The organism is Aquabacterium sp. UBA2148 (assembly GCF_002328915.1).
GTDB classification, from domain to species: domain Bacteria; phylum Pseudomonadota; class Gammaproteobacteria; order Burkholderiales; family Burkholderiaceae_C; genus Aquabacterium; species Aquabacterium parvum.
Genome location: NZ_DCXA01000245.1, coordinates 1 through 12,536 on the forward strand (window position 1 = coordinate 1; position 12,536 = coordinate 12,536).

The window sequence follows — 12,536 nt, forward strand, 5'->3', positions numbered from 1 at the left end:
GGCGGAGCCACGCTCGGCGGCGCGCCACGGGGGATCTCGGACCACAACTCGGCCTCGACCGCAGGCTCGTCCTGGGTCAACTTCCAGCTCACGGAAAAGGCCAGGCCCAGCGCCAGCAGCGCGTGGGCAGCCACGGCCAGGCCCAAGCCCGGCCGCCAGCCATCGGCATCGCGCGGGCGCCAGCCCCGGCCGCCCTTGATGAACATGGGCGCCAGCTCGTCGCCGGGCAAGGTGCCGGCCGCCGTGTGCGAACCGAATCCAGATGCCACCGGTCAACCTCCGTTGGTGCGCACAGACAGACCCACGCGCTGCACGCCGGCGCGCTGCAGCAGGTCCATCACCTGCATGACCGAGTCGTAGCGGATGTCCTTGCGGGCGCTGATGATGACGGGCGCGGTCGAGGGGCCACCATCGGCCTGATCCTGGATGTCCTTGACCTGGGCCGCCATGGCGTGCACCGACACGCTCGACCAATCGCCGCGGTTGACGCGGATGCGCACCTGCTCGTCGGAGTCCAGCACGACCTCGACCACTTTCTCAGGGGCCTGTTTGGCCTTGCCCATGCTGGGCAGGTCGACCACACCGGAGGGCAGCAGCGGCGCGCTCACCATGAAGATGATCAACAGCACCAGCATCACGTCGATGAAGGGCACCATGTTGATCTCGTTGCGGGTGCGGCGCCTGCGCCCTCCCCCGCGTGCGTTGAGCTCGGCCATGCGTCAGCCTCCTCAGCGGATCTGTTGCGCGCCCAGAGCGCCGGGCACGGTGGGCTGGCCAGCCGGCGCGGCGGCCAGCGGGGCCGCATTGCGCGCCAGGATGTTGGAGAACTCCTCCATGAAGGACTCCATCTGGATGGCGATGCGGTCGATGTCGCGGGCGAAGCGGTTGTAGGCCAGCACCGCCGGGATGGCGGCGAACAGGCCGATGGCCGTGGCGACCAGCGCCTCGGCGATGCCGGGGGCCACGGTCGCCAGCGTCACCTGCTGCATGTTCGACAGGCCCGTGAAGGCGTGCATGATCCCCCAGACGGTGCCGAACAAGCCGATGTACGGGGACACAGAGCCCACCGAGCCCAGGAAGTCGAGCCGGGACTCGATGACGTCCATCTCGCGCTGGTAGCTGGCGCGCATGGCGCGGCGTGCACCGTCGAGGAGCGTGGGCACGTCGGTGACGCGGCGCTCGCGCTGCTTCATGAACTCGCGCATGCCGGCGGCAAAGATGCGCTCTTGCGGCGAGGCCGGACCGCCTTCGCGGCTGGCGTCCTGGAAGAGCTCCTGCAGGGTGCGACCGGCCCAGAAGGCCTGGTCGAAGTTGTCGTTGTCCTGGCGGATGCGCTTGAGGCCGATCACCTTGCCGAAGATCACGCTCCAGCTGGCGAGCGACACGCCCAGCAAGATGGCCATCACGAGCTGCACGACCACGCTGGCTTCGAGCACCAGGTGGAGGATGGACAGGTCTTGGTTCATGGGAACGGGTCTCCTTCAATCTTGCGGGAATGCCGCTGCGGGCCATGCCTCGGGCAGGCGGTCCAGGATGCGTTGGGGGATGCGGCCGGTTTTCAGGCGCGGCTCATCGCCAGGTTTTTCAGCAGGCACGGTCTGCACCCAGCCGATGCGGATGCGGCCTTCGTTGAGCAGGGTCTCGCCCCGCCAGACCTGCTGCTCGAAGGCCACCGAGGCCCGGCCACGCTCGACCAGGGTCACGGTGACGGTCAGCACATCGTCCAGGCGGGCGGGCTGCAGGTAACGCAGCGAGGTTTCCGCCACGACGAACATGCCTTCGCCGTCTGCGCGAAGGCCCTCCTGGTCGAAGCCCAGCGATCGCAGCCACTCGGTGCGGGCGCGCTCCATGAACTTAAGGTAGTTGCCGTAGAACACGATGCCGCCGGCGTCGGTGTCTTCCCAGTAGATGCGCACCGGGTGCCGGTGATGGCACCTGGCCCCGGGCGGCAGCGCCAGGGCTTGCAGCGCGGTGGCGGTCGAAGTGGGCTCGGGGGCGTTCATGCCCCGGATTATCCCCGTAGATCGGACCGTCAACGGCCCTGAGGTCAGGCGAGGTCCGGCGGCACCACCGCGTGCAGCACCACCTGCTGCTGCCCATCGCGTTCGCGCGAACGCAGCCACCACACCGCCCCTTTGTGCACCGACCAAGGCTGCTCGTGCCCCGTGAGCAGGCGCGCGGCCAGCAGGCCCAGCGTGGGCTGATGACCGATGATCAGCACGGGCTCGCGGGCGTCGGGCCAGCGAGCGGCAACGAGCAACTCGTCCACGCTGGCCAAGGGGTTGAGGGTGTCCACCGTGCGAAAGCGCCGCCCCAGGGCCTGAGCTGTTTCCTGGGTGCGCCGCGCAGGGCTGACCAGGATGCGGGTGGTGTCCGGCAGTCGCTGGTTCAGCCACTCGGCCATGCGCGCGGCCTGGCGTTCGCCCTTGGGCGTGAGCGGGCGAGCCAGGTCACGCGCCAGGTCGAAGGCGACGGTGCCGCCCTCGTCTTCCAGCATCACCGCCTGGGCGTGGCGCCACAAGATCAGGTCCATCTCGCTGCCTCCGCCTGAGGTTGAGGGGTCAGTCCTGCGCCTGGTAGCGCGCCATCAGGGCCCGCTGGGCGCTGTGGCCACCCGGGCGATGGATGCGCTCGTAGCGCCCGTCCGAGAGCTGCTTCCAGGCATCGATGCCATCGAGCAGGTAGGGCACCAGGCACTCGTCGATCACGCGCTGGCGCAAGGCTGGGTCGCGCACCGGCCAGGCCACCTCGATGCGCCGCGTCATGTTGCGGTTCATCCAGTCGGCGCTGGACAGGTAGAGGGACTCTTCGTAGTCGGCCTCGCCCCAGCGGAAGTACAGCACCCGCGTGTGCTCGAGCATGCGCCCGACCACCGAGCGCACGCGGATGCGGTCGGTCAGCTCAGGCAGGCCCGGCGGCAGGATGCAGGCGCCGCGGATGATCAGGTCGATGTCGACCCCCGCCTCACCCGCGCTGATCAGGGCCTGAACCAACGGCTCGTCGGTCAGCGCATTGCACTTGACGATGATGCGGGCCTTCTGCCCTGCCCTGGCGGCGTCCGCACAGCGGCCGATCAGCCTGACCATGTGGTCCTGCAGGCTGAAGGGCGAGAGCTGCAGCAGGCGCGTCGACTTCATCTGCGTCATGCTGGAGAGCTGCTGGAACACGCGATCGACGTCGGCCGTCAGATCGGGCTGGCTGGTGAGCACGCCCACGTCGGTGTACAGGCGCGAGGTGCGCGGGTTGTAGTTGCCGGTGGAGATGTGCGCGTAGCGGCGCAGGCGGTTGCCTTCGCGGCGCGTGACCAGCATCATCTTGGCGTGGGTTTTCAGGCCGACGATGCCGTAGACCACCTGGGCACCCAGGGCTTCGAGGCGCTCGGCCCAGTTGATGTTGGCCTCTTCGTCGAAGCGGGCCTTGAGCTCCACCACGGCCAGCACTTCCTTGCCACGGCGCACGGCTTCGAGCAGCAACTCCATCAGCACCGACTCGCTGCCAGTGCGGTAGATGGTCTGCTTGATGGCCAGCACGTCGGGGTCTTCCACGGCCTCGCGCAGGAACTGCACGACCGCGTCGAAACTCTGGAAAGGGTGGTGCATCAGGCAATCGTGCGAGCGCAGGTGCTCGAACAGGCCTTCGCGGGGGAGGTCAGCCGGCCAGCTGGGCTCGTAGGGCTCAAAGCGCAACTCGTCGGCATCGGCCTGGTCGATCAGTTGGGTCAGGCGCACCAGGTTGACGGGGCCGTTGACCTGGTAGAGCGCCTGCGGCGACAGGCCGAACTGCTCGAGCAGGAAGTCGGACAGGTCGGGCGGGCAGGAGCGCACCACCTCCAGGCGCACCGCCTGGCCGAACTGGCGCGTGCTCATCTTCGAGCGCAGCGCCTGGCGCAGGTCGGTCACGTCGTCTTCGTCGACGTCGATGTCCGAGTCACGCGTGAGGCGGAACTGCGAGAAGGCCTTGATCTCGCGCCCCGGGAACAGCTCGTCGAGGTGGGCGCGGATGACGCTGGACAGCAGCACAAAGCCCTGGTGACCCGGCTCCATCAGCGAGGCGGGCAAGGCGATCACGCGCGGCAGCACCCTCGGGATGCGCACGATGGCGATGTCGTTGTCGCCGCCGAAGGCGTCGGTGCCGCCCAGGCGCACGATGAAGTTCAGCGTCTTGTTGGCAACCTGCGGGAAGGGGTGAGACGGGTCCAGCCCGATGGGCACCAGCAGCGGGCGCACCTGACGGCGGAAGAAGTCGGCCACCCACTCGCGCTGGTCGGCCTGGCGGTCGGCGTGGTTGAGGATGTGGATGCCGGCTTGCTGAAGCGCCGGCGTGACCACCTCGTTGAAGATCTGGTATTGCTCTTCGACCAGGCGGTGGCACTCGCGCGCCACCTCGTGGATGTAGGCCGGCGTGATGCCGGTGCCCGGCGTGCGCGAGGCCTCCATCACGTCGGCGTAGCGCACCTCGAAGAACTCGTCGAGGTTGGACGAAACGATGCAGATGTAGCGCAGGCGCTCGATGAGCGGCACGTCTTCGCGCTGAGCCTGGGCCAGCACACGCCGGTTGAACTCCAGGATGGCCTGCTCACGGGGCAGGAGCTTGATGCGCGACGGGGAAGGAACCGGACGGAGGACGGTATTTTTCATGCACTGATGCACCGGCACACAAACGCCGGTGTCTTCAGTTTAGAGGAGCACGCCCCGCATCTTGATGACAATTGCGTGACACGTTCGGCTCATGTTCGAACTTGCGACAGCCTCGTCAATGCGCCGCCTCCCAGTTCGGTCCAGCCCCCACCTCGGCCAGCAGCGGCACGCGCAGCGTGGCCACCGAAGCCATCAGGCGCGGCACCTCGGCACGCGCCCAGTCGAGCTCGGCCTCGGGCACCTCCAGCACCAGTTCATCGTGCACCTGCATGATGATTTTCGAGGCACGGCCTTCGGCGTCGAGCGTGTCCTGCACGGCCACCATGGCCAGCTTGATCAGGTCGGCCGCCGTGCCCTGCATGGGCGCGTTGATGGCGGCGCGCTCGGCCCCCGCGCGGCTGGGGCCGTTGGGGCTGTTGATCTCGGGCAGCCACAAGCGGCGGCCGAACACGGTCTCCACATAGCCTTTTTCCTTGGCCTGAGCGCGGGTGTCGTCCATGTAGCGCTTCACACCCGCGAAGCGGTGAAAGTAGCGCTCGATGTAGGCATTGGCCGCGCTGCGCTCGATGCCCAGGTTCTGCGCCAGGCCAAAGCCGCTCATGCCGTAGATCAACCCGAAGTTGATGACCTTGGCGTAGCGACGTTGCTCACTCGACACCTCGTCGACCGGCACACCAAACACCTCGCTGGCCGTGGCCTTGTGCACGTCCAGGCCCTCGGCGAAGGCGCGCAGCAGGTTTTCGTCCTGCGAGATGTGGGCCATGATGCGCAGCTCGATCTGCGAGTAGTCGGCGCTGACGATGAGGTGGCCCGGCGGTGCGATGAAAGCCTCGCGGATGCGGCGCCCTTCGGCCGTGCGCACAGGGATGTTCTGCAAGTTCGGGTCGTTGCTGGCCAGGCGGCCCGTCACGGCCACGGCCTGCGCGTAGTTGGTGTGCACCCGGCCCGTCTCGGCGTTGATCATCAGTGGCAGCTTGTCCGTGTAGGTGGACTTGAGCTTGGCCAGGCTTCGGTGCTCCAGGATGCGGGCAGGCAGCGGGTGGTCTTCGGCGAGCTTTTCGAGCACCTCTTCGTTGGTGGAGGGTGCGCCGGTGGCCGTCTTTTTGACGATGGGCAGCCCTTGCTTCACAAACAGGATCTCACCCAGCTGTTTGGGCGAAGCCAGGTTGAAAGGCTGTCCAGCCAGTTCATAGGCCTCTTGCTCCAGCGCCACGATGCGCTGAGCCAGCTCGTGACTCTGCTGCTGCAGCAGGGCCTTGTCGATCAGCACGCCATTGCGCTCGATGCACTGCAGCACGCGCGAGGTGGGCATCTCGAAGCGCTCGTAGATGTCTTTGAGGCCCGGCTCGGCTTCGAGCTGCGGCCACAGCGCCTGGTGCACGGCCAGCGTGAGGTCGCTGTCTTCGCTGGAGTACAGCGCAGCGCGATCCAGCGCCACCTGCGCAAATGGGATCTGCTGCGCGCCCTTGCCCGCCACGTCTTCGTAGCTCAGCCCGCTGCGGCCGGTGTGGCGCAGGGCCAGGTCACCCAGGTTGTGCTTGCGGTGGGCTTCGAGCACGTAGCTCTCGAGCATGGTGTCGTGGCGATAGCCTCGGATGGCGATGCCGTGGTTGGCCAGCACATGGGTGTCGTACTTGATGTGCTGGCCCAGCTTGGCCTTGCCCTCGTTTTCGAACCAGGGTTTCAGGCGCGCAAGCACCTCGTCCAGGGGCAACTGCTCGGGGGCGTCCGGGCCTTCATGCCTCAAGGGGATGTAGCAGGCCTCGCCCACCTGGTCGCTGAATGACAGGCCGACGATGTGCGCGCGCATGGACTCGAGCGAATCGGTCTCGGTGTCGAAGGCCACGAGCTCGGCGGCCTCGATGCGGGCCAGCCAGCGGTCGAAATCTGCCCAGCTCAGGATGGTGTCGTAGCGGGTGTCGGGGGCGGTGGCCCCTGCAGGCTCGGTGCCTGGCGCATCGACGCCACCCTCGCCTGCGGCCGCAACGCCGACATCGCTGGCATCGCCACCAAACAGGTCGCCCGTTGCGCGGTCTGCCGCTGGCTTGGCGGCCTTGGGCTTGCCCACCTTCGATGCAGGGCCCGCCGCTGCAGCGCCCGAGTCCGCCGGCGAGGCCTTGCCCAGCAGGCGCTCGACCTCCACCTTCGCGGTGCGAAAGCCGTAGCGGGTGTAGAAATCCAGCAGCCCCGGCAGGTCAGGCGCCTTCATGGCCAGGGCGTCGAGCACCGGCCACTGGGGCACGTGGTTGCCCAGGTCACAGTCCAGCTTGACGGTGATCAGGCGGCGCCCCATGGGCAGCCAGTCCAGGGCCTTGCGAAGGTTCTCGCCCGCCACGCCTTTGATGCTGTCGGCCGCTGCCACGATGCCATCGAGCGAGCCATGTTCGGCCAGCCACTTCACGGCCGTCTTGGGGCCCACTTTTTCAACACCGGGCACGTTGTCCACGGCGTCGCCGATCAGGGTCAGGTAGTCGATGATGCGATCGGGCGGCACACCAAACTTCGCCAGCACCCCAGGCACGTCGAGCACCTCGGGCGGCTTGGCCATGGTGTTGATCAGCGAGACCTGGTCATTGACGAGTTGGGCCAGGTCCTTGTCGCCGGTGGAGACCACCACGCGGTGGCCCGATTCGACCGCCACGCGGGCCAGGGTGCCGATGGCGTCGTCGGCTTCGATGCCGGGCACCTCGAGCACGGGCCAGCCCAGCAGCTTGACGACCTCGTGGATGGGCTCGATCTGGGTGCGCAGGTCGTCCGGCATGGACGGCCTGTGCGCCTTGTACTCGGGGTACCACTCGTCGCGGAAGGTGGGGCCCTTGGCGTCGAACACACACACGGCGTGTTCCGCAGGGATGTGATCGCGGATCCAGCCCAGCATGTTGACCATGCCGTGCAGGGCCCCCGTCGGCGCGTTGCCCGGACCGCGCAGGTCGGGCATGGCGTGGAAGGCGCGGTAAAGGTAGCTGGAGCCGTCGATCAGCAGCAGCGTGGGTTTGGCCGATTCAGCGGCCGAAATGGAATCCGGGGCACTCATGCCCCGGATTGTGCCGCCTGCGGCCGACACTTCGGCCCAGGCTCAAGGAGGATCAGACCGAGTCGGCCCGATCAGAACTCGGCGCTGGCACCGATGCCGAACAGGTACATGCCTTCGTGACCGTTGATCACGAAGTCAGCCGACGACAGCAGCTTGATGTCGCGGTTCAAACGGAAGGCAATGCCGGCACCGATGTAGGGCGCGTTGAGTCGGCGGTCAGCCTGCACCTCGACGTTGTTGCCGCTCAGCAGGCGCTTTTTCTGGTTGACGAAGGCCCAACCGACGCGGATCTGGTTGGTGAAGTCCTGGATGAGCTCGACTTCCCAGTTGATGCCGAGGGTGATCGCGCGGCTGCGAACGGTTTCCTTGGCGGTGCCGCCGGCGTTGATCGTGGCCTGGTTGTTGACACGCTCGGTTTCGCCAAACATGAGCAGGTTGACTTCAGCCGCCAGGCCGGGCGTCAGGCGCTTGCCGCCGAAAATCTTGCCCGCGAAGGTGTTGTTGCTGCAAGGCGCGGTGCACAGACCGTTGGTGACCCCGATGCCAGCCGTGCCACCAGCGTACACGCCCAATTGAGGGGAGACAGGCTTGAGCTCCTGCGCCTGGGCAGAAGCACCCACCGTCATCAGCAACGCGGCGGCAGTGGAAACAAGGGCGAAGGGCAGGCGGGAGGCAGTCGCGTTCATGATGACAGTCGTTTCCTCGGTATCGGTTTGAAGGGCTGAGCCGCCCCCGCGAACGTCGATGCGGCGGGGATGACAGAATCTGCGTGAGTCTGCCACACGGACTCCTACAATCGCGGGCTTGGGTCAGCTGGAACCCTGAGGGTTTACGCCAAAGCCCCCCGGCTCCAAGGCCCCGTTTCATCGTCGCCAAAACACCCTTCTCATGGCCGTTTTCACCGAAGTCCCTCCCGACGAAGCCGCCGGTCTGCTCAAGCAGCTGAACCTGGGCAACCTGCAGTCGATGCAAGGCATCAACTCCGGCATCGAAAACACCAACTACTTCGTCAGCACCGAGCGCGGCGACTACGTGCTGACCCTGTTCGAGCGCCTGAGCTTCGAGCAGCTGCCCTTCTACCTGAACCTGATGCGGCACCTGGCAGGCCACGGCATCCCCGTGCCGGCGCCCCAGGCCGATGCGCAAGGCAACATCCTGCACACCGTGCAAGGCAAACCCGCCGCCGTGGTGACCCGCCTGAAGGGGCGCAACCAGCTGGCGCCCCAGGTTGCCGATTGCGCTCAGGTGGGCGCCATGCTGGCGCGCATGCACATGGCCGGCCAGGATTACGCCGAGCAACAGCCCAACCTGCGCGGCCTGACCTGGTGGGTGGAGACCGTGCCGGTGGTCAAGCCGCACCTCACACCCGAGCAAACCGAGCTGATCGAGTCCGAACTGCGCTTTCAGCAGGAGCTGGCGGCCAGCACCGAGTACCAGTCCCTTCCCAGCGGCCCCGTGCACGCCGACCTGTTTCGCGACAACGTGATGTTCGACGGCCCATCGCTGTCGGGCTTTTTCGACTTCTATTTCGCGGGCTGCGACACCTTCGGCTTTGACATCGCGGTGTGCCTGAACGACTGGTGCATCGACCTGTCCACGGGTGCCCTCGACGAGGCCCGAGCTCAGGCCTTCGTGAGTGCCTACAACGCCGTGCGTCCGCTGACCGAGGTCGAGCAGCGCCTGCTGCCCTCGCTGCTGCGCTCGGCTGCCATGCGCTTTTGGCTGTCACGCCTGTGGGACTTCCACCTGCCGCGCGACGCCGCCATGCTTCAACCTCACGACCCCGCTCACTTCGAGCGCGTGCTGACGCTGCGCCGCAACCAGCCTTGGTCCTGGCAGCGAGCCGCCGCATGAAGCTGCGCATCAACCCCGCATCGCAGGGATTCGCCTGGGCCCGCCAGGGCTGGCTGGTTTGTACGCGCCAACCCATGGGTTATGCCGGCCTGGTCGGCATGGTGATCGCCGGGGCCCTGCTGATGGCGGGGCTGCCCTTGATCGGGCCGATCCTGGTCGTCGCCCTGATGCCTCTGGCCTGGATGGGGTTCATGCTGGCCACGCGTCGCGTGATGCTCAAGGAACGCATCATGCCGGGCGTGCTGGTCGAAGCCGTGCGAACGCCTGACAGCCCGCGGGTGGCCTTTGCCAAGCTGGGTGCGGCCTACGTGGCGGGCACCTTCGTGGTCATGCTGCTGGCCCAGCTGCTGGGCCCTGGCGCTGAGGCCCTCGCCGAGGCGCTGGAAAAGGCCCAGGACGCCGACGAGGTCATGGCCGACCCGCGCGTGGTGCAGGACATGGCCTGGCGACTGGGGCTGACCTGGCCGCTGTCGCTGCTGTTCTGGCACACCCCTGCGCTCACTTTGTGGGCTCGCATGCCGCTGGGCAAGGCCCTGTTTTTCAGCGCGGTGGCCTCCTGGCGCAACCTGGGCGCCTTCGTGGTGTTCGGGGCCACGTGGTTGCTGGCCGTGATCGCCCTGGCGGTGCTGACGCGTGTGGTGCAGCAGGTCATCCCCCTGCCCGCCCTGTCCAACATGCTGACCTTCGCTGGGGTGCTGTGGCTGGTCTCGTGCTTTTATGCCTCGCTGTACTTCAGCGTGGTCGATTGCTTCGAGGGGGCACAGCAGGAAGGCGCTGACGCCACCCTGACGCCAGATCAAGCCGATCCATCGCCATGAGCTTGCGGCGCCCTTGCGCCCTGGCTGAACGCGCCTCGGGCCTGGGCGCGAAACACCACACGCTCAGTGCGTCAAACGCTGAACCCCGGCCAGCGGACACGCATAGATGGCGTTGCGCAAAGCGGCAATCGCTTCGTAGCGCGTGAAGCTGCGCCGCCATGCCAGCACCACCCGGCGGGTCGGCACCGGGTCCTCGAACGGGATGTAAGCGATGTGCGGGTGCGGCTCGGGCGGCACCGACAACTGCGGCACCACCGTCACGCCCATGCCGGCGGCCACCATGTGCTTGATGGTCTCCAGCGACGAGCCTTCGAAACTCTTGCGGATGCCTTCGGCGTTGCTGGAAAAGCGTGCGAACTCGGGGCAGACCTCGAGCACGTGGTCGCGAAAGCAATGCCCCGTGCCCAGCAACAGCATGGTCTCCTGCTTGAGCTCTTCGGCGTTGATGCGCTGGTGGCTGGCCATCGGGTGGCTTCGCGGCACCGCCACCAGGAAAGGCTCGTCGTAGAGGGGCGCCACCGCGAGGTTGGTGTCCGGGAAAGGTTCGGCCAGGATGGCGCAATCGAGCTCGCCAGAGCGCAACATGTCGAGCAGGCGGGCCGTGAAGTTCTCTTGCAGCATCAGCGGCATCTGCGGCACTTCGGCGATGGCGTTGCGCACCAGGTCGGGCAGCAGGTAGGGGCCGATGGTGTAGATGACGCCCAGGCGCAGCGGGCCGGCCAGCGGGTCCTTGCCACGCTTGGCGATCTCCTTGATGGACTGGGCCTGCTCCAGCACCGACTGGGCCTGGCGGATGATTTCTTCGCCCAGGGGCGTGACGCTGACCTCGTTGCTGCCGCGCTCGAAGAGCTTGACGTCGAGTTCTTCTTCGAGCTTTTTGACGGCCACGGAAAGCGTCGGCTGGGACACGAAGCAGGCCTCGGCCGCGCGCCCGAAATGGCGCTCGCGGGCCACGGCCACGATGTAGCGAAGTTCAGTCAACGTCATGGGGGCAGATTGTGACTCAGGCCTTGAGGTACTCGGCCTTCTGCCCCAGCCAACGGTGGATGTGGCGTTGGGCCGCCTCGGGGTGGCGGGCCAGCAGTTGCTCGGCCACGGTGCGCACACGGCCCAGGAGGTCCTGGTCTTCGTTGAGGTCAGCGAAACGCAGCAGCGCCGCGCCCGACTGGCGCGAGCCCATGAACTCGCCCGGCCCGCGGATTTCCAGGTCGCGCCGCGAGATCTCGAAACCGTCGGTGGTTTCGGCCATGGCGCGCAAGCGCTGCTTGCCCGAGTCGGACAGGGGCGAGGCGTACAGCAGCACGCACACGCTGGCCACGGCGCCCCGCCCCACCCGGCCACGCAGTTGGTGCAGCTGGCTCAGGCCGAAGCGCTCGGCGTGCTCGATGACCATGAGGCTGGCGTTGGGCACGTCCACGCCCACCTCGATGACGGTGGTGGCGACCAGCACCTGCAGCTCGGCGCTGGCAAAGCGATCCATGACCGAGGCCTTCTCGGCCGCTGGCAAGCGGCCATGCAGCAGGCCGATGCCCACGCCTGGCAAGGCCTCGCTGAGGTCCTGGTGGGTCTGGGTGACGTTGCTCAGGTCGAGCGGCGGGCGCTTGGCGCTGTCGCGGCCGGCGATGGCGTCGGCGGTCTGGTCGCTGTCCTCGGTCTCGTCGATCAAGGGGCAGACCCAGTAGACCTGCCGGCCCCGAGCCACCTCGTCGCGGATGCGCTCGATGACCTCTTCGCGGCGGCTGTCGGCGAAGACCTTGGTGACGATGGGCGTGCGCCCCGGCGGCAGCTCGTCGATGGTGCTGACCTCGAGGTCGGCCAGGTAGGTCATGGCCAGGGTGCGCGGGATGGGCGTGGCGCTCATCATCAGCAGGTGGGGCTCGAGCTCGGTGCTCTCAAGCTTGCGGCGCAGTTGCAGGCGCTGCGCCACGCCAAAGCGGTGCTGCTCGTCGATGAGGGCAAGGCCGAGCTTGGCGAACTCGACCTGGTCCTGGATGACGGCGTGGGTGCCCACCACCAGCTGCGCCTCACCTGACGCGACCATGGCGATCTGCTCGCGCTTGGCCTTGGGTTTGAGGCTGCCGGTGAGCCAGGCCACTTTCACGCCCAAAGGTTCGAGCCAACCCACCAGCTTGCGGAAATGCTGCTCGGCCAGGATCTCGGTGGGCGCCATCAGTGCGCACTGCCAGCCCGCCT

11 protein-coding genes and 1 pseudogene are annotated in these 12,536 nt (G+C 67.2%); 2 read left to right on the forward strand and 10 right to left on the reverse strand.

Annotation, left to right across the window (positions count from 1 at the left end; translation table 11 throughout):
• The 8 genes and pseudogenes from B2W70_RS13680 to B2W70_RS13715 form a co-directional block, all read right to left on the reverse strand.
• A pseudogene (locus tag B2W70_RS13680) lies at window positions 1-269 on the reverse strand (hypothetical protein); the annotation flags it as partial.
• A gap of 3 nt (window positions 270-272) precedes the next feature.
• On the reverse strand, window positions 273-716 hold the full coding sequence (locus B2W70_RS13685; protein ID WP_286746489.1) for a biopolymer transporter ExbD: 444 nt from the start codon (window positions 714-716) through the stop codon (window positions 273-275).
• 12 nt (window positions 717-728) lie between these two features.
• Window positions 729-1,466, reverse strand: a complete 738-nt coding sequence (tolQ, locus tag B2W70_RS13690; protein ID WP_058088808.1) for a protein TolQ — start codon at window positions 1,464-1,466, stop codon at window positions 729-731.
• Window positions 1,467-1,481: 15 nt separating this feature from the next.
• Window positions 1,482-2,003, reverse strand: coding sequence for a tol-pal system-associated acyl-CoA thioesterase (gene ybgC / locus B2W70_RS13695; protein WP_286746491.1), 522 nt, complete (start codon window positions 2,001-2,003; stop codon window positions 1,482-1,484).
• A 44-nt stretch (window positions 2,004-2,047) separates the two neighbouring features.
• Entirely contained in the window at window positions 2,048-2,533 is a 486-nt protein-coding gene (locus tag B2W70_RS13700; protein ID WP_286746493.1) for a SixA phosphatase family protein, read from the reverse strand.
• A gap of 28 nt (window positions 2,534-2,561) precedes the next feature.
• Complete coding sequence (gene ppk1 / locus B2W70_RS13705) at window positions 2,562-4,637, reverse strand: polyphosphate kinase 1 (protein WP_286746495.1); 2,076 nt, start codon at window positions 4,635-4,637, stop codon at window positions 2,562-2,564.
• Between the two features lie 115 nt (window positions 4,638-4,752).
• On the reverse strand, window positions 4,753-7,671 hold the full coding sequence (gene polA, locus B2W70_RS13710) for a DNA polymerase I (RefSeq protein WP_286746497.1): 2,919 nt from the start codon (window positions 7,669-7,671) through the stop codon (window positions 4,753-4,755).
• Window positions 7,672-7,742: 71 nt separating this feature from the next.
• Window positions 7,743-8,357: an outer membrane beta-barrel protein gene (locus B2W70_RS13715; protein WP_058088812.1), complete on the reverse strand. Its 615-nt coding sequence runs from the start codon at window positions 8,355-8,357 to the stop codon at window positions 7,743-7,745.
• 202 nt (window positions 8,358-8,559) lie between these two features.
• Here B2W70_RS13715 and B2W70_RS13720 point away from each other — a divergent pair, with 202 nt between their 5' ends.
• Both B2W70_RS13720 and B2W70_RS13725 read left to right on the forward strand, forming a co-directional pair.
• Window positions 8,560-9,525 (forward strand): homoserine kinase, encoded by a 966-nt coding sequence (locus B2W70_RS13720; protein WP_286746500.1) that lies wholly within the window; start codon window positions 8,560-8,562, stop codon window positions 9,523-9,525.
• The gene (locus tag B2W70_RS13725) at window positions 9,522-10,343 is read left to right on the forward strand and encodes a BPSS1780 family membrane protein (RefSeq protein WP_286746501.1); all 822 of its coding nucleotides are present in this window, start codon (window positions 9,522-9,524) and stop codon (window positions 10,341-10,343) included. Before B2W70_RS13720 ends, B2W70_RS13725 begins: the two co-directional genes overlap by 4 nt.
• Before the next feature lie 63 nt (window positions 10,344-10,406).
• Here the strand turns inward: B2W70_RS13725 and B2W70_RS13730 are convergent, their stop codons facing one another.
• Both B2W70_RS13730 and B2W70_RS13735 read right to left on the reverse strand, forming a co-directional pair.
• On the reverse strand, window positions 10,407-11,330 hold the full coding sequence (locus B2W70_RS13730) for a LysR substrate-binding domain-containing protein (RefSeq protein ID WP_286746503.1): 924 nt from the start codon (window positions 11,328-11,330) through the stop codon (window positions 10,407-10,409).
• A 16-nt stretch (window positions 11,331-11,346) separates the two neighbouring features.
• Window positions 11,347-12,536 (reverse strand): ATP-dependent DNA helicase RecG (locus tag B2W70_RS13735; RefSeq protein ID WP_286746505.1); only part of this gene is annotated, 1,190 nt, incomplete at its 5' end.